This is a genomic window from Pseudomonas delhiensis (genome assembly GCF_900187975.1).
Lineage (GTDB): Bacteria > Pseudomonadota > Gammaproteobacteria > Pseudomonadales > Pseudomonadaceae > Pseudomonas > Pseudomonas delhiensis.
The window spans coordinates 74,787-99,191 of record NZ_FZPC01000018.1 but is presented as its reverse complement, the minus strand read 5'-3'; the positions used below and the strand labels follow the sequence as shown (position 1 = coordinate 99,191).

The window sequence follows — 24,405 nt, the reverse complement described above, 5'->3', positions numbered from 1 at the left end:
GGGTTTCAGCGTTTTCTCACGAACGGCGCTTGACTGGATTCTGACAGAACGCTTTTATTTTCGCCTGAATGTCAATAAACCGGCATGCGGCGGCTGCGTCAGTTTTCGACAGAGTGTCGGCTTTCGCGCGGCTTCCATGCAGTTAGGGATGATTGCTCCGTGCTGTCCAAGACCCCCTTGTCCTTTCTCGCTTCGCAGCTTTTCCAGCGGCGGCTGCCCATGGGCGGTTGCCTGGCCGTGCTGCTGCTCGGCAGCACCTGGGCCCAGGCCGCGGAAGACTACGACCAGCTCGTGCGCGAAGCCCGCGCCGGCAACTACCAGCCGGCCTTGCAGCGCCTGCGGCAGAACCCCGACGACCTCGCGCACCTGGACGACCACCTGGTCATCGCCGGGTGGGCGGGGCTGGACGAGGAAGTGCTGCAGACCTACCAGCGCCACCCCCAGGCCCGGCTGTCCGGCGGCGCCTGGGCCGCGGTGGCGCGGGCCTATCGCAACCTCAAGCGCTGGCCCCAGGCGCTGGAGGCCTACCGCCGCGGCCTGGCCGCCCACCCCGGCGACCCTGCCCTGCAACAGGGCCAGGCGATGACCCTGGTGGATGCCGGCCGTGGCCCCGAGGCGCTGCAAAAGGCCGCGGCCCTGGTCGCCGCCGCGCCGCGCGACGCCGAGCGGCGCCTGGCCCTGGCCTATGTCCACCAGCAGATGGGCGAGCCCTACGCGGCGCTGTTCCAGGTGGACCAGGCCCGCCAACTGGCCCCGCAGCACAGCCGTGTGCTGGGCGAATACGTCGATGCCCTGCAGGCCGCCGGCCTGCCGCGCCAGGCCCTGGCCTTCGGCGAGCGCCACCCCGGCGTGCTGTCGGCGGCGCAGCAGCGCAGCCTGCAGGCCGACCGCGTCGCCGAGCTGGTGCGCCTGGCGGAAGTGTCGCCGCTGCGCGACAGCGAGCGCTTCGTGGTCGCCGACCGGGCCATCGCCGAGGCGGACCGGCTGCTCGCGCAATGGGCCGGCGACCCGGCCGCGGCGCAGGAAGTGCGCCGGGTACGTATCGACCGCCTGGGCGGCCTCTATGCCCGGGCGCGCATGGCCGAGGTGGTCGAGGAATACCAACGCCTGCATGCCGAGGGCGTGGAGCTGCCGCCCTACGCCCTGCGCTGGGTCGCCGGCGCCAGCCTGTACCAGCGCCAGCCGGAGCTGGCCGCCGAGCTGTACCGCCAGGTGATCGCCAGCGAGAACGCCAAGGACAGCGACTGGATGGACGACCACCAGGGGCTGTTCTACGCCCTGGTGGAAAGCGAACGGCTCGACGAGTTGCCCACCCTGGCCGATGGCCTGGTGGCGCAGCAGCCGGTGCGCCTGCATCCGCCGGGCATGGGCGTGGCCGTGCCCAACGATGACTGGCTGGAGGCCCGCCTGCTGCAGGCCAACGGCCGGCTGTACCGCAACGACCTGCCGGCGACGCAGCGGGACTACGAACGCCTGGTGGCGAGCGCGCCGGACAACTCGCGGCTGCGCACCGGCCTGGCCAGCACCTACCTGTCCCGCGGCTGGCCGCGGCGCGCGGAAGACCAGTTGAAGATCGCCGAAAGCACCGACCCGCGCGGCGTGGCCCTGGAAACCGAGCAGGGCATGGTGGCGCGCGAGCTGCAGGAGTGGCGGCAACTGGACCTGCTGGCCGACGACGTCATCCAGCGCTTCCCCGAACAGCTGCAGGCCCAGCGCCTGGACTACCTGCGCCAGGTGCACCACATGGCCGAGCTGCGCATCAGCGCCTACGGCGGCCATGCCAATGGCGGCGAGGTCAACGGCAGCCGCGACCTGGGCTTCGACAGCGTGCTCTACAGCCCGCCGATCGCCGACCACTGGCGCCTGTTCGGCGGCGCCGGCTACGCCACCGGCGACTTCGAGGAAGGCACCGGGCACTACCGCTGGCAGCGCGTGGGCACCGAGTGGACCGGGCGCGACACCACGCTGGAGGCGGAGGTGTCGCACAACGACTACGGCGATGGCGACAAGCTGGGCCTGCGGCTGTCCGGCGTCCACGACATCGACGACCAATGGCAGTACGGCTGGAGCGCCGCGCGCCTGTCCCGGGAGACGCCGCTGCGGGCGCTCAACAGCGGTATCCGCGCCGACCGCCTGGACGGCTTCCTGCGCTGGCGCCAGAGCGAGCAGCGCGAATGGCGCCTGGCCTACGCGCCCTCGCACTTCAGCGACGGCAACATGCGCCACGAACTCGCCCTCACCGGCAGCCAGCGCTTCTACAGCTCGCCCTACCTGGTGGCGGACCTCGGCCTGGAGGTGTCCGGCAGCCGCAACAGCAAGTCGGAGGACGTCCCCTATTTCAACCCGAAGTCGGACCTGCTGCTGCTGCCCAGCCTGAACCTGGAGCACACCCTCTACCGCCGCTACCAGACGCGCTGGACCCAGCAGGGCCAGCTCGGCGCCGGCAGCTACAGCCAGCAGCACCACGGCACCGGCGCCGTCGGCCTGATCGGCTACGGCCAGCGCCTGAGCCTGGACGACCGCTTCGACGCAGGCCTGGCCCTGTCCGCCGTCAGCCGCCCCTACGACGGCGACCGCGAACTGGACTACCGCCTGGTCTTCGACCTCAGCTACCGCTTCTAGGACCCGAACATGAGAGCCACCTACCGTTTCCTGCTGCTGGGGCTGGCGCTGCTGCTCGGGGCCTGTGCCAGCGAGGCGCCCCCCTTCGTCGAGCCGGCGCAGCGCACCCTTGCCGCCAGCGAGAAGCCCTGGCCGCCGGGGCGCATCCTGACCCTGGCCTACCACGAGGTCGCCGACCGCGACGCCGACCAGGCCTTCATGACCGTGCGCACCGCCAACCTGGTGGACCAACTGGCCTGGCTGCACGAGCAGGGCTTCCAGGCGATCTCCGTGGACCAGCTGCTGGCCGCCCGCGCCGGCCGCGGCAGCCTGCCGGAGAAACCGCTGCTGCTGAGCTTCGACGACGGCTACAGCAGCTTCTACCAGCGCGTGCTGCCGATCCTGAAGGCCTACGACTGGCCGGCGATCATGGCGCCGGTGGGCGTCTGGCTGGATACCCCGGACCAGCAGCGCGTGGACTTCGGCGGCCTGGCGGTGGAGCGCCGGCGCTTCCTCACCCGCCAGCAACTGGCGGAAGTCGCCAAGTCCGGCCTGGTGGAAATAGGCGCGCACACCGAGGCCCTGCACTTCGGCGGTCCCGGCAACCCGCAGGGCAGCCAGCTGCCGGCGGCGGCCAACCGCCTGTACCTGGCCAATGCCGGGCGCTATGAAACCGAGGCCGAATACCGCAACCGCGTGGGCATCGACGTCAAGCGCATCAGCCGCACCCTGCAGAGCATCACCGGCAAGCCGCCGCGGGTGTGGGTATGGCCCTACGGCGCGGCCAGCGGTACCGCCCTGCAGGTGGTCGGCGACGACGGCTACGCCCTGGCCCTGACCCTCGAGGACGGCCTGGGCAGCATCGACCACCTGGACAACCTGCCGCGCTTCCTGCTCAACGGCGACCCCGACCTGCACCGCTTCACCTCGGCCATCAGCCACGTCCAGGCGCAGGACAACCTGCGCGTCGCCCACGTCGACCTGGACTACGTCTACGATCCCGACCCGCGGCAGATGGAAGCCAATCTCGGGCAACTGGTACAACGCATCGCCGACCTGCGCATCAACACCGTGTTCCTGCAGGCCTATGCCGACCCGACGGGCGACGGCACGGTGAAGGCGCTGTACTTCCCTAACCGCCACCTGCCGATGCGCGCCGACCTGTTCAACCGCGCCGCCTGGCAGCTGCGCACCCGCGCCGGCGTGGAGGTCTTCGCCTGGATGCCGGTGCTGGCCTTCGACCTGGCCCCGCAGCTGCCGCGGGTGCAGCGCTGGGACCCGCGCAGCGGGCGCCTGGAGATCGACCCGCAGCAGTACCGGCGGCTGTCGCCGTTCGACCCCCAGGTGCGCCGGCAGATCACCGAGATCTACGAGGACCTGGCCGGGCACGCCGCCTTCGCCGGGCTGCTGTTCCACGACGATGCGCTGCTCTCCGACTTCGAGGACGCCGGGCCCCAGGCGCTGGCGGCCTACCGCGCGGCCGGCCTGCCGGGCGACATCGCCGGCCTGCGCGGCGACGCGCAGACGCTGCAGCGCTGGACGCGTTTCAAGAGCCGCTACCTGGTGGACTTCACCCGCCAGCTCGCCGAGCGCGTGCGCGCCATCCGCGGCCCGCAGGTGCGGACGGCGCGCAACCTCTATGCGCTGCCGATCCTCGAGCCGCAGAGCGAGGCCTGGTTCGCGCAGAACCTGGACGACTTCCTGGCCGCCTACGACTGGACCGCGCCCATGGCCATGCCGCTGATGGAGGGCGTGCCCGCGGAGCAGTCCGAGGCCTGGCTGCAGCGCCTGGTGCGCGAGGTGGCCAAGCGCCCCGGGGCCTTGCAGCGCACCGTCTTCGAGCTGCAGGCGCGCGACTGGCGCGAAGGGCGCGAGGCGCCCGTCGACGCCGCCCAGCTGCGGCGCTGGATGCACCGCCTGCAGTGGGAGGGCGTGCGCAGCTTCGGCTACTACCCGGACGATTTCGTCAACGACCAGCCCCCGCTCCAGGCGCTGCGTCCGGCCATCTCCAACGCCTGGTACCCCGAGCCATGATCGATCGCATCGTTGCCCTGCTGGTCCTGCTGCTGTTGCTCGGCGGCCCGATCGGCGTAGCCATAGTCCTCACCGGCGAGATACTGCTGAACTTCGTGTTCTTCTATCCGCTGTTCATGTCGGCCCTGTGGATGGCCGGCGGCGCCTACTTCTGGCTGCACTGGGAGCGCCACTGGGCCTGGCGGCAGGACGTCCCGCGCCTGGAGGACGAGCCGCTGGTGTCGATCCTCATCCCCTGCTTCAACGAGGGCGACAACGCCGCCGACACCATCGGCGCCGCCCTGGCGCAGCACTACCCGAACATCGAGGTCATCGCCATCAACGACGGCTCCTCGGACAACACCGCGCAGGTGCTCGATGCCCTGGCCGAGGGCGAGCCGCGGCTGCGCGTGCTGCACCTGGCGCAGAACCAGGGCAAGGCCGTGGCCCTGCGCATGGGCGCGCTGGCCGCGCGCAGCGAGTACCTGGTGTGCATCGACGGCGATGCGCTGCTCGACCCCGACGCCGTGGCCTACCTGGTGGCCCCGCTGATCGACAACCCGCGGGTCGGCGCGGTGACCGGCAACCCGCGCATCCGCACGCGCTCGACGCTGATCGGCCGCGTCCAGGTCGGCGAGTTCTCCTCCATCATCGGCCTGATCAAGCGTACCCAGCGCGTCTACGGGCGGGTCTTCACCGTCTCCGGCGTGGTCGCCGCGTTCCGCCGCACCGCGCTGGCGCGGGTGGACTACTGGAGCACGGACATGATCACCGAGGACATCGACATCAGCTGGAAGCTGCAGCTGGACCACTGGTCGATCTTCTACGAGCCCCGCGCGCTGTGCTGGATCCTCATGCCCGAGACCCTGCGCGGGCTGTGGAAGCAGCGCCTGCGCTGGGCGCAGGGCGGGGCCGAGGTGCTGCTGAAGAACATCCGCAGCATCTGGACCTGGCGCTACCGCTACATGTGGCCGCTGCTCATCGAGTTCAGCCTGTCGGCGGCCTGGGCGTTCACCTTCCTGCTGTCGATCCTGCTCTGGGCGCTGGGCCTGGTGGTCGAGATGCCGCCCAGCCTGCGCGTCACCGACATAGTGCCGCCGGCCTTCACCGGGCTGCTGCTGGCCTGCGTGTGCCTGCTGCAGTTCGCCCTGAGCCTGCTGATCGAGCGGCGCTACGAGCGCCACCTGGCCAGTTCGCTGTTCTGGGTGATCTGGTACCCCTTCGCCTTCTGGCTGGTCACCCTGCTGACCACCCTGGTGAGCTTCCCCAAGGTCATGCTCAGGGCGCGCCAGGGCCGCGCGCGCTGGACCAGCCCCGACCGCGGCATCAAGAGGAGTACGTGATGGAACTGATCAAGACACCGCAGCACTGGCTGCCCCGCAGCCTGGACGTACTGCTGACGCTGTGCGCCTGGGCGGTCTTCGCCTGGCTGATGGTGCGCGGCATGACGGCCCTGCTCGCCAGCGGCTGGCAGGGGCCGCGCCTGGACTGGGGCGGCAAGCTGCTGCAGACCCTCGACACGCTGATGGTCTACGTGCTGTGCAGCGCCCTGATCGCCGCGCTGCTGGTTTCCTGGGCCCGCTACAACCAGCTGCGCGCGGCGCGCTACGAGCGGCGCTCGCGCATGCCCGACCTGTCGCGCCAGGCGCTGTCGCGCAGCTTCAACATCAGTGGCGATACCCTGGCCCGCCTGCATGGCGCCCAGGTGGTGACCCTGCACAACGACGAGCACGGCAACCTGGTGTGGGTGGAGAACCCGGCGGAAATGGAAGTCGAGGCGCCCTGAGCGGCCTCAGCTGCCGCTGTCCTCGTTGCGCGCGTGGCGCGGCTCGGTGAGGGCGCGGCGGTAGCGCGCGTAGAGGTCGCTGTCCATGTTGCTGGCGCTGAGGATCTTCAGGGCGAAGGCCTTGACCTCGGCGTCGCTGTACGCCCGCTGGGGCTCGCTGGCGGGCGGTTGCGCGGCGCAGCCCACCAGCACGGGGACGGCCAGCACCAGGCTGGAAAGGGATCGGAACATGGCGGGTTCACCCGGGGCGTGGAAAGTGGGGGTGGACAAAGGCTATCGAGGGCCCGGCATCCAGGGAAATCATCCCGGTCGATAGTCGCTATCGTCCGGGCCGAGTTCCGACACCCGGGGCCGCCATAGGTTCCGGCGGCCCAGCAGGCCGGGCCGATTCGGGGTATCCTTCGCGGCTTTCGCAATTGCCCGGGACCGCGCCATGAAAGAGCAGCTCGCCGAACTCCTCACCCTGATCAGCTCGGGCTGCATGGGCGAGGAGGAAATCCGCCGGATCGCCGAGGAGGCCGCCGCGGCCTACGCCGACCCCGAGGCCTTCCTCGCCGCCAACCCGGACATCAACTACGACGACAGCTTCCCCATCCCCCTGGGCGAATGGGTGGTGGTCGGCAGCCTGCCGGACATCGTGCTGTTCCAGGCCGACGACTACAAGGCACTGTTCGAGGGCATCCGCGCCTCGTTCGATGCGAGCGTGAGCTTCGTGCTGCAGGCCAAGCAGTTGCACAAGGCCGACCCGCTCTCCGCGCTGAAGCGCATCCAGGTGCAGCTGGGCGCGCTCTATCCGGAAAAGGGCGGCTACGTGCTGCTGGACTTCAGCGAGCCGCTGGACGACGAGCTGCAGGCGGTGCTGGTGTACCGCTGCGACCTGGAAAGGGTCATGGCCCTGTGCCTGGAGATCGGCATTCCGGCGGCCCCGGCCTACGAGCGCCTGGTCGAGGCCAGCCGGGAAGACTGACGGCCCCGCGGCCGCGCTTCCAGCAACCCCCTGTCGAATGAAGGCGCCCTTGCGTGGCCGGCACGGCAGCCGGCCGCGCAATGGGGTGGCGGGCGGCCTACGCTCGTGGGAGCCCTGGCGTGTTCAGGGTTTGGGCTTCCCTTCCGCACGTAGGAATGCTCTGAGGTCAACCAGGCGATGTCCGGCAATCTCCCGCATGGGCAGCTTGCCGCTGGCGATCCAGGCCTCCAGAACCTCCGGCTGATCGGACATCCCGATCCATTCGGCGAAACGCTCGAGGCTCAGGTAGTAGGTTTCATCCTCGGGAGCGGGGGAGAAGGGTTCTTCCACTTTCATGTGGTGTCCTGCACCATGACCAGCGCTGTTGGGAGAGAGGCGATACGGGTCTCCCGGCGACAATACACTAAATATTAGTGTTTTTGTATGGTGCTTCGAATGTCCGGAAATGGATTACAGATCGTGAAGAAACGTTTCCTTTTTACCGCTGGGGAAAGACTGCGTGGCCTGCGTGAGCTGACCGGGCTCAAGCGCCCGGAATTCGCCAGGATCGTCGGCATGAAGGCCAAGACCGTGGAGAACATCGAGTTCGGCCGCCAGCGCATGCGCGACGAGGATTTCGAGAAGGTCTGCAGCGTCTATCCGGATTTCGCTCGCTGGATCACCTACGAAGGGCCCATCGACCCGGTATCCGTGGCCTGGGAAATCGCCGACTCGGCGCAGTCCGCCGCCGTCTACCTGGTGGAGCAGAACCCCTCGCTGCTGGCCAGCAGCAACCTCAGCCTGGAGGAGTGGCGCAGCCGCCACCACGACGTGCTCGAACGCCTTCGCCAGGAGCCGGGGCGGGAAATCTGCGAGGAAACCGACGACGACCCCGACGACGAAGAGACGCGCGACTAGGCGGCGCAGCCGCGCAGGTAGCCCAGCAGGTCGGGGGCGCCGATGCTGCGCAGGCCGTTGCCGAACTCATCGGCTTGCGGGTGGTCCTTGGGCAGCAGCAGGGTTTCCGGCGTTTCGCTGTTGAACAGGCCGAAGCGCGCATAGGGCAGGCCGGTGTCCAGCAGCAGGCCCATGAACCCGGCGTCGCTCCAGGCCTGGGTCGGCATCGCCAGCACGTGGTAGCGCCGCTCCAGGTCGTCCAGGGCGCTGCCCTGCAGGCTGAACTGGCGCACCCGGGCCGGCAGGCGCAGTTCGAGGCCGCGGCGGCGCGCATAGGCCACCGCGCAGGCGAAGGCTTCGACGTGGTTGTCCAGCTCCAGGAACAGCCGCTGGCCATGCCAGTCGGCCCGCCGCAACTGCAGCTCGATGCCGCGCTCGAAGCCGGGCAGGGCCTGCCCGAGCGCCTTGCCGAAGTCGCGGTAGCTGATGATCCGCACCTGGCGCCCGGCGTCGCTGGCCGCCAGCGCCTCGAAGTCGGGCAGCGCGGAATTCGCCAGGGGGCCGCGGGTGTACAGGCCGTCCACCGCGCGCAGGTCGACTTCCTCGGGTTCCAGCAGGCGCGAGCCGACCAGCTTCTTCAGTGCGGCATGGGCGCGCGCCTTGTCTTCCTGCACCGGCCCGGACAAGGCGCCGCGCGGCAGGTCGAGCAGGCGGTAGAGCGGCGCGCCGGACTGCCAGCCGATGCCGCCGGGCGGGCTCGCCGGGGCGCTGAAGCTCAGCGCCAGGGAACGGGTGCGCTGCGCGACCTTGTGCTGGTCGGTGCCGCCCAGCCCCAGGCGCTGGGCGATGGCCGCGAGGCGCTGGGCCATGTTGCGGGGTGGATTCATGGTCGACGGCAAACTCCCGATGCCCGGCGGACAGCCTTAAGCATAGGTAAGCCAGTAGCGCTTGTGCGTCCGGGCAGTGACAAATCTTGCTTCCTTCCTTCGATGGCGAGCGCCACGCGGGCGCGGGCTCGACCGCGGCGGCCGCGCCTCGCCTAGGGGCTGGCCGGCCGGCTATACTAGCGCCCCATTTTGCCGACCGATGCCCGACCATGTATAGCCTGGCCCGCGAGCTGCTGTTCAAACTCTCCCCGGAAACCTCCCACGAGCTGTCCATCGACCTGATCGGCGCCGGTGGCCGCCTGGGGCTCAACGGCCTGTTCTGCCCCAAGCCGGCCAGCCTGCCGGTGCAGGTCATGGGCATCGACTTCCCCAACCCGGTGGGCCTGGCCGCCGGCCTGGACAAGAACGGCGACGCCATCGACGGCTTCGCCCAGCTGGGCTTCGGCTTCGTCGAGATCGGCACCGTCACCCCGCGCCCGCAGCCGGGCAACCCCAAGCCGCGGCTGTTCCGCCTGCCGCAGGCCACCGCCATCATCAACCGCATGGGCTTCAACAACCTGGGCGTCGACCACCTGGTGGAGCGGGTCAAGGCCGCGAAGTACCGCGGCGTGCTGGGCATCAACATCGGCAAGAACTTCGACACCCCGGTCGAGCGTGCGGTGGACGACTACCTGATCTGCCTGGACAAGGTCTACGCCCACGCCAGCTACGTCACGGTCAACGTCAGCTCGCCCAACACCCCGGGCCTGCGCAGCCTGCAGTTCGGCGACTCGCTCAAGCAGTTGCTGGAAGCCCTGCGCCAGCGCCAGGAGGACCTGGCCGAGCAGCATGGCCGGCGCGTGCCGCTGGCGATCAAGATCGCCCCGGACATGACCGACGAGGAGACCGCCATGGTCGCCGTGGCGCTGGTGGAGGCGGGGATGGACGCGGTGATCGCCACCAACACCACCCTGGGCCGCGAAGGCGTCGAGGGGCTGCCGTTCGGCGACGAGGCCGGCGGCCTGTCGGGCGCGCCGGTGCGCGAGAAGAGCACCCACACGGTCAGGGTCCTGGCCGGCGAGCTGGGCGGGCGCCTGCCGATCATCGCCGCCGGCGGCATCACCGAGGGCGCCCACGCGGCGGAGAAGATCGCCGCCGGGGCGAGCCTGGTGCAGATCTACTCGGGCTTCATCTACAAGGGGCCGGCGCTGATCCGCGAGGCGGTGGACGCCATCGCCCAGGCGCAGCGCGCGGGCAAATAAAAAGGGCTCCTTTCGGAGCCCTTGGGCTTACGCCCTGCCGCCCGGATGGGGCGTGCCTTGGGGAAATCGGTGTGATCCTTTGGTCAACTGGTGGCGTGTTGCATCTGATTCAGGCGTTGAAGACCGGCGGTGCCGGTGAGGCCATCCCAGTTGTCGCCGCGACCCTCGCGCCAGCCGTTGAGCCAGGACTGCCGGGTGGTGGGATGGGTGAAAGGACAGAGATCGCGAGACTTGCCACTGATGCCGTACTGGTAACCGCGCATAAAGGCTCTTTCCAACGGATCACGCTTGAGTCTTCTCATAGGGTGTTGCCCTCACTTGTTGACTGTTATGTCCCGTTGGCCCCCTGGGGAGGCCTGGCGGACAATTCCGCCAAAAGGGGTCCGTTGCCGGCGTGACAGACCCCGCCCGACACCTTTGCGGCGACGGGTTAAGCTGAGTTCTAAACCATGGGCTTCGAGCCTGTGAACAACCGATTTGTCATAAAGACTTAACTCTTATGGGCTCAGGCCATAAGTTTTCCCCGCAGGCGGGTCGGGCAAAATGCCCGGAACCGCATGTTCAGGGGCTTGTGCTACGGAAGCTGGCAAGCTGCCAGGAAATTGAGAGGTTCTCTCATCCCGACGAGCGGGCTTGTGCCTGCGACCTCTGGTCGCAGGTTGGTGAAACCTCTTGAAATGAATCATGGCCGGGTGCCAGCGTCTGGACGCGTCAGCCGGTACCGGGGGCCGAGGCCCCCCTGGAAAAGGGCTTCGGCCCGGGAATCGCGATGTCGGAACACTACGAACTCTTCCTCACCTGCCCCAAGGGCCTCGACGGCCTGCTGCTGGACGAGGCGCAGGCGCTGGGTCTGATCGATGCGCGGGCGCAGGTGTCCGCCGTGCGCGGCCGCGGCGACCTGGAGACGGCCTACCGGCTGTGCCTCTGGTCGCGCCTGGCCAACCGCGTGCTGCTGGTGCTGGCGCGCTTCCCGGTGGCCAACGCCGAGGAACTGTACCTGGGGGTGAACGCGGTCAACTGGCGCGACCACCTCGACCCCGGCGGCAGCCTGGCGGTGGAGTTCAGCGGCAAGGGCTCGGGCATCGACAACACCCACTTCGGCGCGCTCAAGGTCAAGGACGCCATCGTCGACAACCTGCGCGCCGAGTTCGGCCGGCGGCCGACGGTGGACAAGGTCAACCCGGACATCCGCGTCCACCTGCACCTGGACCGCGGCCAGGCGGTACTGTCCCTGGACCTCTCCGGGCACAGCCTGCACCAGCGCGGCTACCGCCTGCAGCAGGGCGCCGCGCCGCTGAAGGAGAACCTCGCCGCGGCCATCCTGATCCGCGCCGGCTGGCCGCAACTGGCCGCCGAGGGCGGGGCGCTGTCCGACCCCATGTGCGGCGTCGGCACCTTCCTCATCGAGGCCGGCCTGATGGCCGCCGACATCGCCCCCAACCTCAGGCGCGAGCACTGGGGCTTCGACAAGTGGCTGGGCCACGTCCCGGCGCTGTGGCGCAAGCTGCTGGCCGAGGCCGAGCAGCGCGCCGCCGCCGGCCTTGCGCGCACGCCGCTGTGGATCCGCGGCTACGAGGCGGACCCGCGGCTGATCCAGCCGGCGCGCAACAACATCGAGCGCGCCGGGCTGGGCGAGTGGGTGAAGGTCTACCAGGGCGAACTGGCCACCTTCGAGCCGCGCCCGGACAAGGGCCAGCGCGGCCTGCTGGTCTGCAACCCGCCCTACGGCGAGCGCCTGGGCGACGAGGCCAGCCTGCTGTATCTCTACCAGCACCTGGGCGAGCGCCTGCGCCAGGCCTGCCTGGGCTGGAACGCCGCGGTCTTCACCGGCGCGCCCGAGCTGGGCAAGCGCATGGGCATCCGCAGCCACAAGCAGTACGCCTTCTGGAACGGCGCGCTGCCGTGCAAGCTGCTGATGTTCGAGGTGGAGCCCCGGCAGTTCGTCACCGGCGAGCGTGGCGCCGAACCCCGCCAGGCGTCCGCCGGGGCCCCGGCCCCGGTCGTCGAGCAGGCGCGCTTGAGCGAGGGCGGGCAGATGTTCGCCAACCGCCTGCAGAAAAACCTCAGGCAGTTGGGCAAGTGGGCCAGGCGCGAGAAGATCGAATGCTACCGCCTGTATGACGCCGACATGCCCGAGTACGCCCTGGCCGTGGACCTGTACCGCGACTGGGTGCACGTGCAGGAGTACGCCGCGCCCAAGTCCATCGACCCGGCCAAGGCCCAGGCGCGCCTGCTCGATGCCCTGGCGGCGCTGCCCCAGGCCCTGGGCATCCCCAGCGAACGCATCGTCATCAAGCGTCGCGAACGCCAGGGCGGCAAGCGCCAGTACGAGCGGCAGAACAGCGAAGGCCGGTTCATGGAAGTGGAGGAGGGCGGCGTGCGCTTGCTGGTCAACCTGACCGACTACCTGGACACCGGGCTGTTCCTCGACCACCGGCCGATGCGCCTGCGCCTGCAGCGCGAGGCCGCCGGCAAGCGCTTCCTCAACCTGTTCTGCTACACCGCCACGGCCACCGTGCATGCGGCCAGGGGCGGCGCGCGCAGCACCACCAGCGTCGACCTGTCGAAGACCTACCTGGACTGGGCGCGGCGCAACCTGTCGCTCAACGGTTTCTCCGACAAGCAGAAGCTGGTGCAGGGCGACGTCATGGAATGGCTGCGGGCGGACCGCGGCGAGTACGACCTGATCTTCATCGACCCGCCGACCTTCTCCAACTCCAAGCGCATGGAGGGGGTGTTCGACGTGCAGCGCGACCAGGTCGAGCTGATCGACCTGGCCATGACGCGCCTGGCCAAGGGCGGCGTGCTGTACTTTTCCAACAACTTCCGCAAGTTCGAACTGGACCCGGGCCTGGCGGCGCGCTACCAGGTCGAGGACATCAGCGCCCAGACACTGGACCCGGACTTCGTGCGCAATCCGAAGATCCACAGGGCCTGGCGCATCAGCGCACGCTGAGAACCTGCCTACGATCTGCTGCGCGTCGGCATGACTGCGTAGACAGGTTCCGAAGCCCCGCGGCCAGCGTCACTGGCCGCGGGTGGAGGCGTAGAGGTCCAGCAGCACCTGGTCGAGGATGGACGAGGCGCCCCACGGCCGGTTGCTGTTGAGGATGGCCACCACCACCCAGTTGTTGCCGCGGGCGTCGCGGCTGAACCCGGCCAGGGCGCGCACGGTGTTGAGGGTGCCGGTCTTGACGTGGGCCTCGCCGGTCATGGGGGTGTGGCGCAGGCGCTTGCGCATGGTGCCGTCGACGCCGACGATCGGCAGCGAGGAGATGTACTCCGAGGCGTAGGGGCTGTGCCAGGCGGCCTGCAGCATGGCGGCCATCTCGCGGGCGCTGACGCGCTCGTCGCGGGACAGGCCCGAGCCGTTCTCCATCACCAGGTGCGAGGCGGTGATGCCCTTGCGCGCCAGCCACTGGCGGATCACCCGCTGCGCCGCCAGGCCGTCGTTGGCGTCCGCGCTGGTGCGGTTCTGCGCGCCGATGCTGAGGAACACCTGGCGGGCCATGGTGTTGTTACTGTACTTGTTGATGTCGCGGATGATGTCCACGGTGTCCGGCGACAGCGCGCGGGCCAGCAGGGTGGCGTTCTTCGGCACGCTGCCCTGGCGGTCGGCGCCGCTGATGTTGCCGCCCAGTTCCTGCCAGATGCCGCGGATGGCGCCGGCGGTGTAGCCCGGGTGGTCGAGCAGCGACATGTAGGTCTGCGCGCTGCAGCCGCGGGGAATCTCGCCGGCGGCCACCAGCACGGTGCCCTCGGCGCGGGTCTCCGGCACGAAGCGCAGCTTCGGCCAGGCCGGGCAGTTGGCCGGGCCGCTGACCTTGATCTGGTTCTCCAGGCGCACGTTGGCCAGCGGCGGGTCCATCATCACCGAGGCCTGGTTGCCTTCGCTGCGCACCACCAGGCGCACGCTCTTGAGGTTGACCATGGCGGCGTCGGGGCCGACCAGGAACGGCTTGTTGTCGTCGCCGCCGTCATCGTTGAACACCGGCAGCTGCGGCTGGTTGAAGTAGCTGCGATCCAGCACCAGGTCGCCGTTGACCTTGAGCACGCCGTTGGCGCGCAGGTCGCGCATCATCAGCCAGAGCTTCTCCAGGTTCAGCTTGGGGTCGCCGCCGCCCTTGAGGTAGAGGTTGCCGTTGAGCACGCCGTCCTGCAGCTTGCCGTCGGTGTAGAACTCGGTCTTCCACTGGTAGGTGGGGCCCAGCAGCTCCAAGGCGGCATAGGTGGTGAACAGCTTCATGGTCGAGGCCGGGTTCACCGAGACGTCGGCGTTGAAGTAGGTCGGCGTGCCCGGGCCGTCCAGGGGGATCATCACCAGCGACAGGGCGTCGTTGGTCAGCTTGCTGGCCTTGAGCGCCTTCTCCACCCGTTCGGGCAGGACGGACTTGATCGGGGCGGCCAGGGTGGGCAGGGCGAAGGGCAGCAGGGTGGCGAAGGCGAGAACACGCAGTGACTTGAACATAGTTGAGGTGAAATCCCGGTTCAGGGCATGGACATGACTAGGGTGACGAAAGCAGACACTGACGATAGACGATTGCGCCAGTGGCGCGGCAACGCGCCGGCGCATTATGCCGCAAGCCGTTGCGGGATGCGCTGGGGTTTGCACGCGATGCGCGTGCGGGCGCCGCGTCCGAGCTGCTAGAGTCTGTGCGGGGCGGCGCCCGCCGTACCCCGCAAGCCGTCATCAATCGAGGAGATCCGCCCCATGGCCAGCAACCGTTCCCGTCGTCTGCGCAAGAAGCTCTGCGTCGATGAGTTCCAGGAACTGGGCTTCGAGCTGTCGCTCGACTACCGCGAAGGGCTCCCCGCGGAGCAACTGCAGGCCTTCCTCGGGCGCTTCGTGGACCAGGCCATCACCGCCAACGGCCTGGCCTACACCGGCTGCGACGACTTCGGCTTCGTCTGCCTGGCGCGCCGCGGCTCGGTCACCGAGGCGCAGCGCAAGGCCGTGGAGGACTGGCTGAAGCAGCAGGGCGAACTGAGCGGCAGTTCGGTCAGCCCACTGCAGGACGCCTGGTATCCGGAGCAGCCCATTCACCAGCCTGCCTGAGGGCGGCCGGGCATACGCCCCGCGGCTCAGCCCGGCGGGGTATGCGCGCCTTCCAGCTCCCGTTCGGCGCCGGCCTCCGTCGCGGGCGCCGGCAGGTCGACGCCCGCCCAGCGGCGATAGTCGTCCTCCGACATCGGCTGCGAGAACAGGAAGCCCTGGCCGAACCGGCAGCCCAGTTCGCGCATGCGCTGCAGCTGCTGGCAGGTCTCGATGCCCTCGGCGATCACCCGCAGCTGCAGGTGGCGCGCCAGCACCAGGGTGCTGGCCACCGACTCGTGAGTGCGCGGGTTGTGCTGCATGTCGCGGATGAAGGAGGCGTCCAGCTTGATCTCGTTGCAGGGCAGGTCGCAAAGGCGCTGCAGCGAGGAGTAGCCGGTGCCGAAGTCGTCGATGGCGACGTTGCAGCCGAGCAGGCGCAGGCGGGTGAGGTTCTCCAGGCTGGCCAGGGGCGTGGTCGCCAGCCCCCCTTCGATGATCTCGATGGTCAGGCTGGCGGGGTCGATGCCGGTCTGCCGCAGCTTTTCCTTCAGGTGGGTGGCCAGGTCGCGCTGCTGCAGCACCTCCAGGTCGATGTTGATCGACAGCGCCCGCTGGGTGCCCTGGCGCAGCTCGCGGCGGGCGAAGTCCAGGGCCTGGTCCAGGATCAGGTCGAAGAGGTCGGGCAGCAGTTTCATCCGGCGGATCGCGGCGAGGAAGTAGGCCGGGCGCAACAGCCCGTGGACCGGGTGGTCCCAGCGCACCAGCACCTCGGCGCCGACCTCCTGCAGGGTGTCGAGGTCGACCTTGGGCTGGTAGTAGGCCTTCAGCTCGCGGTTGCGCATGGCCTGCCAGACCTCCAGCGCCGAGGGCGTCGGCCGCGGCAGCGGCGGGGCGGCGGCGGGCGTGGCGCTGTAGTGGCGCAGGCGCGCCTGCAGGCTGGACATCTGCAGCGGCTTGGTCAGCTCGCCGAGCACCGACAGGCCGTACAGCGTGGCGATGTGGGCGATGGCCCGGCGCAGGTCGGCGGGAATCTCGCTGACCACGATGATCGCCCGCAGCAGCTTCTCCTGGGCCGCCAGGCGCAGGAACCCGAGCAGGTCCATGCCCGGCGGGAGCACGTCGCAGATGCAGATGTCGACTCCGCCTTCCCGCCTCAGCAGCTCGATGGCGCTGTCCCCGTCGCCGGCGGCCAGGACCTGCTCGTAGCCGAGGACCCGCAGGCCGTGCACGGTCGCCTCGCGCAGAAATGCATGGTCCTCCAGCACCAGCAGGCTGGATGGGATCGATCTGTTCATGGTCGCGCGTACCGAATTGGATAACGGGCGAAGTGTGCCGGCTGGCGGGCGCCATTTATTTAAAGAACTTCCAATTTTCTTGTGGGAATTTGCATCAGGGAATGTTGAAAAAGACCGATCGGAAAGTTGGGGGAAGTTGCCCAATCAAGTTTGTGTAGGAATTTATCCTTTGATGTATGGGAATTTACTTAAGATGTTAAAAGTGGCCCCAGTTAATCTCGACACCGATTCCCTAGACGATATCTTACGGCGCACTCTTGGGAAGTCTGTCGGAGATTGAAAATTGAGCAAGGTTCTTATTGTTGATGACCATCCGGTAATACGGATGGCAATGCGCGTCCTGCTGGAAAAGGAAGGTCACACCATCATCGGGGAGACCGACAACGGCGTGGACGCCCTGTCCCTGGTGAAGGATCTGCTGCCGGAGCTGGTGGTGCTGGACATCGGCATCCCCAAGCTGGACGGGCTCGAGGTCATCAGCCGCCTGACCGCGTTCAACCTGCCTCTGAAAATTCTCGTGCTGACCGGCCAGAGCGCCTCGCTCTATGCCATGCGCTGCATGCAGGCCGGGGCATCCGGGTTCGTCTGCAAGCAGGGCGGGCTGGCCGAACTGATCAGCGCGGTCAACGCGGTGATCGCCGGGTACAACTATTTCCCCAGCACCGCCGTGCGGCCGGCGCGCAAGAACAACGGCAGCATGGACGACCATGAACTCATCCAGCGGCTGTCCGACCGGGAAATGTCGGTATTGCAATACCTGGCCAATGGTTATTCGAACAAGGACATCTCCGAGCAGATGTTCATCAGCAACAAGACCGTCAGCACCTACAAGACGCGCCTGCTGCTGAAGCTCAATGCCCATTCGCTGGTCGACCTGATCGAGTTCGCCAAGCGCAACGCACTGGTCTGAGATGTCCGCCATGGGGTCGAGGTGCAGGGCGCTGCTGGGTATCGTTCTCGGTGCGATGCTGGCGATGGGGGCCTGGGCCGACGAGGCCCGGGCCCCCGCGCCCTGGACGCAGCTCGCGTTGCTGGCCCGCACGGCGGCGCTTCCCGAGAGGCCGCGGATCGAGCTGCCGGAGTCGGACTGGCAGTGGCTGCGCGAGAAGCGCACGCTGGTGGTGGGGGTGGCCGCGCCGGACTACCCGCCGCTGATCGTCACCGTCAGCGGCAGCGAGCTGGAGGGTGTCACCGCCGACTACCTCGGGCTGGTCGGCGAAGCGCTCAACGTGCGCATCGAGATGCGCCGCTACCCGTCCAGGCGCCAGACCATCCAGGCGCTGGTGGACGGCGAGATCGACCTGATCGGCCGCGCCACCGGCTTCGAGGCGGAAATCCCCGAGCTGCTGCTGTCGCGCCCCTATTCCCTGAACCAGCCGGTGATCGTCGGGCCGCAGGACATGCGCCTGGAAGGCGACCTGCAGCTGACCGGCAAGCGGCTCGCCGTGGTGAGCGACTACTTCTCGCCGCAGGAGCTGGTCGAGCATTTCCCCGATGCCGAGGTCGTGCATTTCGACTCGCTGCGCCGCGCCCTGGAGTCCGTCGCCCTCGGGCAGGTGGACGCGTACGTCGGCGACGCCCTGAGCGCGCAGTACCTGATCAGCCAGGGCTACCTGGTCAACCTCAAGCTGCTGAACTTCGCCAACTTCAACGGCATCGGCTTCTCCTTCGCCGCGCGCAAGGACGGCAGCCCGCTGCTCTACAGCGTCAACGAGGTGCTGCAGAACGTCAGCGCCCAGCAGCAGCTGTCGATCCAGCGGCGCTGGAGCGTGGGCGGGGTGTTCTCCATCTCCAACCACCGGCTGAACCTCACGCCCCAGGAGCTGCGCTGGCTGGAGCGCAACCCGCGGCCGCGGCTGGGCATCGACCAGTCGCTGGCGCCGCTGACCTTCTTCGATTCCCAGGGCAATTTCCGCGGCATAGTCGCCGACCTGCTGGACCTGATCCGCACGCGCACCGGCCTGCAGTTCGAGGTGCTGCCGACTTCGTCCATCCCCGGCATGTTCACCCAGGTGCGCCGGGGCCAGGTCGACGCCCTGGCGACCATGACGCCCACCGTCGAGCGCGAGGCTCAGGTGGACTTCACCCGGCCCTACCTGAGCACCTCCTTCGTGTTGCTCTCGCGCAAGGACGACACCCGCCAGGACCTCGCGGACCTCGACGGCAAGCGCGTGGCGGCGCCCCATGGCAGCGTGGTGGGGGCCTACGTGCGCGAGCACTTCCCGCAGGTGAAGCTGGTGGAGGTGGACAACTACAGCGATGCCCTGCCGCTGCTGGAGGAAGGGCGGGTGGACGCCGCCCTGCAGCCGATGCTCACCGCCACCTTCCTGGTCAACCGCTACTACCGCGACCTGCGCATCGCCGCGACCCTGGACCTGGAGCCGGCGCAGATATCCCTGGGAGTCTCGCGGGCCGACCCGGAGCTGCTGAGCATCCTCAACAAGGCCCTGCTGGCGATCTCGCCGGAGGACATGGCCAGCATCATCAGCCGCTGGTCCACCAGCGGCGCCTCGCCGGACAGCATCTGGGAAGGCTACCGCTCGCAGTTCTACTGGCTGCTGTGGGGCGGCCTGGTGCTGCTCGGGCTGATCCTGCTGTGGAACTGCTACCTGCTGCTGCGGGTGCGCGCGCGCCAGCGCGCCGAGCAGGAGCTGCAGGACCGCCTGGCGTTCAAGCGCGCGCTCATCGACGGCATTCCCCAGCCGGTCTCGGTGCGCGACGCCGAAGGGCGCCTGGTCACCTGCAACCGGGCCTTCCGCGAGGCCACCGGGCTGTCGGAGGAGACGGCGGCGGGGTCGCTGCTGCGGGATTGCATCTGGCTCTCCGCCGAACAGGCCGAGGGCCTGCACCGGGAATACCTCCAGGTGATGGCCAGCGGCGAGCCGGTCGCCGTCGACCGGGTGCTGGAGATCAACGGCGAGCCGCGCCAGGTGCACCATTGGCTCACGCCCTACCGGAGCGCGTCCGGCAAGGTTCGCGGGCTGGTCTCCGGCTGGGTCGACGTCACCGAGCGCGAGCGCCTGCACCAGCAGCTGGAGATCGCCAAGGAGCAGGCCGAGGAAGCCAGCCGGGCGAAGAGCACCTTCCTGGCGACCATGAGCCACGAGATCCGCACGCCGATGAATGCGGTGATCGGCATGCTCGAACTGGCGCTGACGCGCAACCGCTGCAGCGGTTGCGGCGAGCAGGGGCCCATCGAGGTGGCCTACGAGTCGGCCAAGTCGCTGCTGCTGCTGATCGGCGACATCCTCGACGTCGCCAAGATCGAGTCCGGCCGCCTGACGCTACTGCCCGAACGGGCCCGCCTGCGCGAGCTGATCGAGTCGGTGGCCCGCGTCTTCGATGGCCTGGCCAGGCAGAAGGGCCTGCTGCTGAAGCTGGAGATCGAGACCGAGGCCGCCTGCGACGTGCTCATCGACCCGCTGCGCTTCAAGCAGATCCTCTCCAACCTGGTGAGCAACGCCATCAAGTTCACCGACCAGGGCAGCGTCTGGGTGCGGGTTTCGGGCGAGCCGCTGCCCAACGAGCGGCTGGCGCTGGAAGTGTGCGTCGAGGACAGTGGCATCGGCATCGCCGAGGAAGACCAGAAGCAGCTCTTCGAGCCCTTCAGCCAGGTGCAGCGCGAAGGGCGCGCCAACCATGGCGGCACGGGGCTGGGGCTGACCATCTGCCGCAAGCTGGCGGAAATGATGGGCGGCTCGGTGCGCCTGGAGAGCGTGGCCGGCGTGGGCACCAAGGTGCACGTCAGGCTGGTGCTGCAGGTGCTGGAGCCCCTCGCGCCGGAAGAGGATTCGATCATCCTGCGCCGTCCGGTGGAGCAGCGGAGGTTGCACGTGCTGGTGGTCGACGACCACCCGGTCAACCGCCTGCTGCTGGCACAGCAACTGGAGCACCTGGGGCACACCGTGGCCATGGCCACGGATGGCGGCGAAGCCCTGCAGCTGTGGCGGCCCGGCGAGTTCGACCTGATGATCACCGACTGCAACATGCCGGTGCTCAGCGGCTACAGCCTGGCCAGGCGGATTCGCGAGATCGAGCGGGAGACCGGCGCGGCGCATTCCCCCATCCTCGGCTTCACGGCCAATGCCCAGCCCGACGAGATCGCGCGCTGCAAGGAGGCCGGCATGGACGATTGCCTGTTCAAACCGATCAGCATCGATCAGTTGCGCGACCAGCTGGAGCAACTGCAGCGCGGCGAGATGATGCCGCCGGCGCCGGCCCCGGAAGAGGCACCGCAGGAGGAGGGCGACCTGGACATCGGCGCGCTGCTGGAGATGACCGGCGGCAACGCCCAACTGACGCGCAACCTGATGGCCGAGCTGATGTCCAGCAACGAGGCGGACGCCGAGCAGCTCGAACCCCTGCTGCACGCGCAGGACCGGCGGCGCCTGGCCGAGCTGGCCCACCGCATCAAGGGCGCGGCGCGGCTGGTGGGCGCCATGGCCCTGCACGACCGCTGCGCGGAGCTGGAGAAGGCCTGCGCCGAGCGCGCCGAGTTCTCGACCCTGCGCAGTGCCGTGGAGCAACTGCGCCGGGCGCTGGATGCGCTGCAGGCCAGCCTGCATGGCCACCTGAGGCGGCTGGACGAGGAAGGCTGCATCCGGCCGGCGTCGTCGGCCACCGAGAACGACCCGGCCTAGGGCCGTAAGGATGCCGTTTCTCCGTCTGGGAGAAACGGCATTTTTCATTTGGGCTCATGGCGTGGTTCGGGAGCCCAGCCGAATCGCGGACAGAGTCCGCCTCCTACGCCACCCTACCCACATCACTCCCTGTAGGAGCGCGCCCTGCGCGCGAAATCGCGGGCAGGGCCCGCTCCTACAGGTTGACGCCGAACGCCGAATGGCCCGCAGGGCGGATAACCGCGAACGGTTATTCGCCCTGCGGTCGAGCACGGTCGCAGAGACTCCGTCCGCGATTGGGCTCACCGGCCACGCCGGAAATCCCAGTGGCACGGATGGCGGTGTAGGTCATGCGCCCTACGCTCCTGCCTTCGCCAACTCAAAGCATCGCTTAAATGAACGGCATTAGGCCCAGTGCCGAGATTTCGTCGCGGCCGCGACGGAACCGGGCCTCACACCGGGCTGGAGCGCCCGGTCATCTCCCGCGCCATTTCGGTGGCATAGCTGTCGGTCATCCCGGCGATGAAGTCGATGACCCGCAGGAAGGCCTTGTGCAGCGGCCAGTCGGGGTCGGGGGCGTTGTGCCCGAGCAGGTCGAGGATGCGCTGGTTCTTGAACGACGGGCTGCGGCCGCCATGCTGTTCCAGGGCCGCGCCGCAGAAGGAGTTGAGCAGGATTTCCAGGGTGGTGTAGGCGCCGATCTCGTGCAGCGTCTTGCGCTTGTCCTGGAAGATCTTCTGTCGCGCCAGGGCCTTGGCCTGCTGCACGCAGCGCTTGGCCGGACCGCTCATGTGCTCCACCAGGTCGCCGCCCAGTCCGCCCTCCAGCAGGGCCTGCTTCTGCTCGACGAAGGCCCGCGCGGCGGCGTTGCTCAGGTGCTCGATGGCCTTGCCGCGGAGGATCGCCAGGCGCCGCCGGCGGGAATCGCTGGGGCCGAGCTGGCGATAGGTCTCGGGAATGTCGTCGCCGACCAGGTCCAGCAGCAGGGCCTCCACCTCGGGGTAGTCGAGCAGCTCCATCTCCAGGCCGTCTTCCAGGTCGATCAGGCCGTAGCAGATGTCGTCCGCCGCCTCCATCAGGTAGACCAGCGGGTGGCGTGCCCAGCGCTCGTCGTCGAGCCTGGGCATGCCCAGCTTCGCGGTGATCTGCTCCAGCAGCGGCAGCTCGCTCTGGTAGCAGCCGAACTTGTGCTTCTTGTAGCCGAGGGAGTCGGCGTGGCGCGCGGTCCAGGGGTACTTCAGGTAGCTGCCGAGGGTGGCGTAGGTCAGGCGCATGCCGCCGTCGAACTGGTGGTACTCCAGCTGGGTGAGCACACGGAAGCCCTGGGCATTGCCCTCGAAATTGAGGAAGTCGGCGCGCTCGTCGGCGTCCATGGCGTCGAGCCAGCCGCGCGCGGCGGCCTGCTGGAACCAGTGGCGGATGGCGTCCTCGCCGGAGTGGCCGAAGGGCGGGTTGCCGATGTCGTGGGCCAGGCAGGCCGACTGCACGATCACCCCGAGGTCGCTGGGGTCGCACCATTCCGGCAGCTCGTCGCGCAACATCTCGCCGACGCGCATGCCCAGGGAGCGGCCGACGCAGCCGACCTCCAGCGAGTGGGTCAGGCGCGTGTGGATGTGGTCGTTGCTCGACACCGGGTGGACCTGGGTCTTGCGCCCCAGGCGGCGGAAGGCGCCGGAGAAGATGATGCGGTCGTGGTCCTTGTGGAAGGCGCTGCGGCCCAGTTCCGTGCTGCTGTGCACGGGTTTGCCGAGGCGCTCGCGGGGGAGCAGGGTATGCCAGTCCATTCGCTCGTCCGATTGCTCGTGGTGGGGCCAACGCTACCCCTTGCCCGCGGCAATCTCAATCGCGGCCTGTCACAGGCCTTCGGCGTCGATGTCGATCAGCAGCAGGCGGCGGCCCTGGTCGATGAACTGCCCGGCGGTCATGCAGTACTGGTTGGAGGTGGCGTCGCGGTAGGTGTTGGACAGCGTCAGCCGGCGTTCTTCCCAGCCCTCGGCGAGCAACTGGTAGAAGTAGGGGCGCCAGGACCAGTTGTGGCCGACGTAGCGCCGGTCCTCCTTCCAGAACAGGCCGTTCCATTCCAGGTTGGGCGAGATCTGCGTGCCGTGGCGGTCGCACTGGTACACCCGCAGCAGGCGCGGGAAGGCGTCGGGGGTGGGCAGGCTGGCCAGGCGCGCGCCGCCCTCGGCCCAGGGGCGCAGGCTGGCGACCAGTTCGGCCAGTTGCTGGCGCAGCTGCACCAGCCGGGCGCGCTCTTGCAGCTTGCGCTGTACGTAGCGGTCGCGCCACTGGCCGAAGGCGTCGAGGTAGGCGTCGCTGGCGGGGAAGTCCAGGGCCGGGCGGGCGAACAGGTAGCCCTGGACGAAGCGCGCGCCGCACTCCAGGGCGAAGTCCAGTTCCGCCTCGGTCTCCACTCCTTCGGCGATGATCCAGCAGCCGGTCTTCTCGGCCATCTGCGCCAGGGCCTTGACCACCTCGCCGCTGGGGCCGCCACGGGCCGCCTGCTGGAACAGGCGCATGTCCAGCTTGAGGATGTCCGGCTGCAGCGCCAGGACGCGGTCGAGCTGGGAGTAGCCGGCGCCGAAGTCGTCGATGGCGATGCGCGCCCCGGCCTCGCGGTAGCGCGCCACCACCTCGGGCAGGCGCTGGTTGCCGCCGCCCAGTTCGGTGATCTCGAAGACCACCCGGTGCGGGTCGACGCCGTGCTGCTGCAGTTGCTTGAGGCTGGGCAGCGGCTGGTTGGGGCGCAGCCGGCTGATCCAGCGCGGCGAGATGTTCAGGCTGAGGAACCAGTCCGCGGGCGCTTCCGGCAGGCGCGCCAGGGCGTCGTCGCGGATCTGCCGGTCGAGGCGGCGCAAGGTCGCCGGGGGAATCTTCGGATCGACGAACAGCGGGCCCACCGAGAGCAACTGGCCGTCGGCCTGGCGCATCCGGCCGAGAGCCTCGACCCCGGCGATCAGGCCGGTGGCGGTATCGATGAAAGGCTGGAAGCAGGCGATCGGTTGCCCGTCGATCAAGGGACACATCCTTAGTGAAGGGGAAGGGAGGGCGTTGCCGCCGGCCCGGGATTGCCTCCTAGCAAGAA

At 68.8% G+C, this 24,405-nt stretch carries 19 protein-coding genes; 11 read left to right on the top strand and 8 right to left on the bottom strand.

The genetic code is table 11. The features are described 5' to 3' along the window. The first annotated feature begins 159 nt into the window (after window positions 1-159). From pgaA to pgaD, 4 genes are read left to right on the top strand one after another with little or no spacing between them, the layout of a single operon-like run. Entirely contained in the window at window positions 160-2,622 is a 2,463-nt protein-coding gene (gene pgaA / locus CHC02_RS17255) for a poly-beta-1,6 N-acetyl-D-glucosamine export porin PgaA (protein WP_089392675.1), read from the top strand. A gap of 9 nt (window positions 2,623-2,631) precedes the next feature. Then, entirely contained in the window at window positions 2,632-4,635 is a 2,004-nt protein-coding gene (pgaB, locus tag CHC02_RS17250) for a poly-beta-1,6-N-acetyl-D-glucosamine N-deacetylase PgaB (RefSeq protein WP_089392674.1), read from the top strand. Further along, on the top strand, window positions 4,632-5,957 hold the full coding sequence (gene pgaC, locus CHC02_RS17245; RefSeq protein WP_089392673.1) for a poly-beta-1,6-N-acetyl-D-glucosamine synthase: 1,326 nt from the start codon (window positions 4,632-4,634) through the stop codon (window positions 5,955-5,957). The genes pgaB and pgaC overlap by 4 nt, the downstream gene beginning before the upstream one ends. Then, window positions 5,957-6,400: a poly-beta-1,6-N-acetyl-D-glucosamine biosynthesis protein PgaD gene (gene pgaD / locus CHC02_RS17240; protein WP_089392672.1), complete on the top strand. Its 444-nt coding sequence runs from the start codon at window positions 5,957-5,959 to the stop codon at window positions 6,398-6,400. The genes pgaC and pgaD overlap by 1 nt, the downstream gene beginning before the upstream one ends. Window positions 6,401-6,406: 6 nt before the next feature. Here the strand turns inward: pgaD and CHC02_RS17235 are convergent, their stop codons facing one another. Beyond that, window positions 6,407-6,631 (bottom strand): hypothetical protein, encoded by a 225-nt coding sequence (locus CHC02_RS17235; protein ID WP_089392671.1) that lies wholly within the window; start codon window positions 6,629-6,631, stop codon window positions 6,407-6,409. 202 nt (window positions 6,632-6,833) lie between these two features. On the opposite strand from CHC02_RS17235, the gene CHC02_RS17230 reads away from it, so the two are divergent. Next, entirely contained in the window at window positions 6,834-7,367 is a 534-nt protein-coding gene (locus CHC02_RS17230) for a hypothetical protein (RefSeq protein ID WP_089392670.1), read from the top strand. Window positions 7,368-7,490: 123 nt separating this feature from the next. Here CHC02_RS17230 and CHC02_RS17225 read toward each other — a convergent pair whose 3' ends face one another. Beyond that, window positions 7,491-7,703: a DNA-binding protein gene (locus CHC02_RS17225; protein WP_089392669.1), complete on the bottom strand. Its 213-nt coding sequence runs from the start codon at window positions 7,701-7,703 to the stop codon at window positions 7,491-7,493. A gap of 123 nt (window positions 7,704-7,826) precedes the next feature. Between CHC02_RS17225 and CHC02_RS17220 the strand changes: the two genes are divergently transcribed. Continuing rightward, window positions 7,827-8,264 carry a helix-turn-helix domain-containing protein gene (locus tag CHC02_RS17220; protein ID WP_244160965.1) on the top strand — a complete coding sequence of 146 codons (438 nt, stop codon included), beginning with the start codon at window positions 7,827-7,829 and terminating at the stop codon, window positions 8,262-8,264. Here the strand turns inward: CHC02_RS17220 and CHC02_RS17215 are convergent. Next, on the bottom strand, window positions 8,261-9,130 hold the full coding sequence (locus CHC02_RS17215; protein WP_244160966.1) for a DUF6685 family protein: 870 nt from the start codon (window positions 9,128-9,130) through the stop codon (window positions 8,261-8,263). The genes CHC02_RS17220 and CHC02_RS17215 overlap by 4 nt on opposite strands. A 209-nt stretch (window positions 9,131-9,339) precedes the next feature. Between CHC02_RS17215 and CHC02_RS17210 the strand changes: the two genes are divergently transcribed. Beyond that, window positions 9,340-10,371, top strand: a complete 1,032-nt coding sequence (locus CHC02_RS17210) for a quinone-dependent dihydroorotate dehydrogenase (RefSeq protein WP_089392666.1) — start codon at window positions 9,340-9,342, stop codon at window positions 10,369-10,371. 83 nt (window positions 10,372-10,454) lie between these two features. Here CHC02_RS17210 and rmf read toward each other — a convergent pair whose 3' ends face one another. Then, complete coding sequence (gene rmf / locus CHC02_RS17205; RefSeq protein ID WP_009621292.1) at window positions 10,455-10,673, bottom strand: ribosome modulation factor; 219 nt, start codon at window positions 10,671-10,673, stop codon at window positions 10,455-10,457. Between the two features lie 467 nt (window positions 10,674-11,140). Here rmf and rlmKL point away from each other — a divergent pair, with 467 nt between their 5' ends. Further along, window positions 11,141-13,327 (top strand): bifunctional 23S rRNA (guanine(2069)-N(7))-methyltransferase RlmK/23S rRNA (guanine(2445)-N(2))-methyltransferase RlmL, encoded by a 2,187-nt coding sequence (rlmKL, locus tag CHC02_RS17200; RefSeq protein WP_089392665.1) that lies wholly within the window; start codon window positions 11,141-11,143, stop codon window positions 13,325-13,327. Window positions 13,328-13,396: 69 nt separating this feature from the next. Here the strand turns inward: rlmKL and dacB are convergent, their stop codons facing one another. Beyond that, window positions 13,397-14,839, bottom strand: a complete 1,443-nt coding sequence (gene dacB / locus CHC02_RS17195; protein ID WP_089392664.1) for a D-alanyl-D-alanine carboxypeptidase/D-alanyl-D-alanine endopeptidase — start codon at window positions 14,837-14,839, stop codon at window positions 13,397-13,399. A gap of 243 nt (window positions 14,840-15,082) precedes the next feature. Here dacB and CHC02_RS17190 point away from each other — a divergent pair, with 243 nt between their 5' ends. Beyond that, complete coding sequence (locus CHC02_RS17190) at window positions 15,083-15,427, top strand: YggL 50S ribosome-binding family protein (protein ID WP_089392663.1); 345 nt, start codon at window positions 15,083-15,085, stop codon at window positions 15,425-15,427. A 26-nt stretch (window positions 15,428-15,453) separates the two neighbouring features. On the opposite strand, the gene CHC02_RS17185 is transcribed toward CHC02_RS17190, so the two are convergent. Continuing rightward, window positions 15,454-16,701, bottom strand: a complete 1,248-nt coding sequence (locus CHC02_RS17185) for an EAL domain-containing response regulator (protein ID WP_089392662.1) — start codon at window positions 16,699-16,701, stop codon at window positions 15,454-15,456. Window positions 16,702-16,984: 283 nt separating this feature from the next. On the opposite strand from CHC02_RS17185, the gene CHC02_RS17180 reads away from it, so the two are divergent. Both CHC02_RS17180 and CHC02_RS17175 read left to right on the top strand, forming a co-directional pair. Next, window positions 16,985-17,611 carry a response regulator transcription factor gene (locus CHC02_RS17180; protein ID WP_024128782.1) on the top strand — a complete coding sequence of 209 codons (627 nt, stop codon included), beginning with the start codon at window positions 16,985-16,987 and terminating at the stop codon, window positions 17,609-17,611. Between the two features lie 10 nt (window positions 17,612-17,621). After that, on the top strand, window positions 17,622-21,341 hold the full coding sequence (locus CHC02_RS17175; RefSeq protein WP_089392730.1) for a transporter substrate-binding domain-containing protein: 3,720 nt from the start codon (window positions 17,622-17,624) through the stop codon (window positions 21,339-21,341). A 431-nt stretch (window positions 21,342-21,772) separates the two neighbouring features. Here the strand turns inward: CHC02_RS17175 and CHC02_RS17170 are convergent, their stop codons facing one another. Then, complete coding sequence (locus CHC02_RS17170) at window positions 21,773-23,104, bottom strand: deoxyguanosinetriphosphate triphosphohydrolase (RefSeq protein WP_089392661.1); 1,332 nt, start codon at window positions 23,102-23,104, stop codon at window positions 21,773-21,775. 69 nt (window positions 23,105-23,173) lie between these two features. Further along, complete coding sequence (locus CHC02_RS17165) at window positions 23,174-24,337, bottom strand: EAL domain-containing protein (protein WP_089392660.1); 1,164 nt, start codon at window positions 24,335-24,337, stop codon at window positions 23,174-23,176. Between the last annotated feature and the right edge of the window lie 68 nt (window positions 24,338-24,405).

Coding starts and splice junctions, on each gene's coding strand:
- pgaC (WP_089392673.1), top strand. CDS start 4,632: ATGATCGATCGCATCGTTGCCCTGCTGGTCCTGCTGCTGTTGCTCGGC.
- pgaB (WP_089392674.1), top strand. CDS start 2,632: ATGAGAGCCACCTACCGTTTCCTGCTGCTGGGGCTGGCGCTGCTGCTC.
- CHC02_RS17210 (WP_089392666.1), top strand. CDS start 9,340: ATGTATAGCCTGGCCCGCGAGCTGCTGTTCAAACTCTCCCCGGAAACC.
- dacB (WP_089392664.1), bottom strand. CDS start 14,839: ATGTTCAAGTCACTGCGTGTTCTCGCCTTCGCCACCCTGCTGCCCTTC.
- CHC02_RS17230 (WP_089392670.1), top strand. CDS start 6,834: ATGAAAGAGCAGCTCGCCGAACTCCTCACCCTGATCAGCTCGGGCTGC.
- CHC02_RS17185 (WP_089392662.1), bottom strand. CDS start 16,701: ATGAACAGATCGATCCCATCCAGCCTGCTGGTGCTGGAGGACCATGCA.
- CHC02_RS17215 (WP_244160966.1), bottom strand. CDS start 9,130: ATGAATCCACCCCGCAACATGGCCCAGCGCCTCGCGGCCATCGCCCAG.
- CHC02_RS17170 (WP_089392661.1), bottom strand. CDS start 23,104: ATGGACTGGCATACCCTGCTCCCCCGCGAGCGCCTCGGCAAACCCGTG.
- rmf (WP_009621292.1), bottom strand. CDS start 10,673: ATGAGAAGACTCAAGCGTGATCCGTTGGAAAGAGCCTTTATGCGCGGT.
- CHC02_RS17175 (WP_089392730.1), top strand. CDS start 17,622: ATGGGGTCGAGGTGCAGGGCGCTGCTGGGTATCGTTCTCGGTGCGATG.
- CHC02_RS17225 (WP_089392669.1), bottom strand. CDS start 7,703: ATGAAAGTGGAAGAACCCTTCTCCCCCGCTCCCGAGGATGAAACCTAC.
- CHC02_RS17190 (WP_089392663.1), top strand. CDS start 15,083: ATGGCCAGCAACCGTTCCCGTCGTCTGCGCAAGAAGCTCTGCGTCGAT.
- CHC02_RS17235 (WP_089392671.1), bottom strand. CDS start 6,631: ATGTTCCGATCCCTTTCCAGCCTGGTGCTGGCCGTCCCCGTGCTGGTG.
- pgaD (WP_089392672.1), top strand. CDS start 5,957: ATGGAACTGATCAAGACACCGCAGCACTGGCTGCCCCGCAGCCTGGAC.
- rlmKL (WP_089392665.1), top strand. CDS start 11,141: ATGTCGGAACACTACGAACTCTTCCTCACCTGCCCCAAGGGCCTCGAC.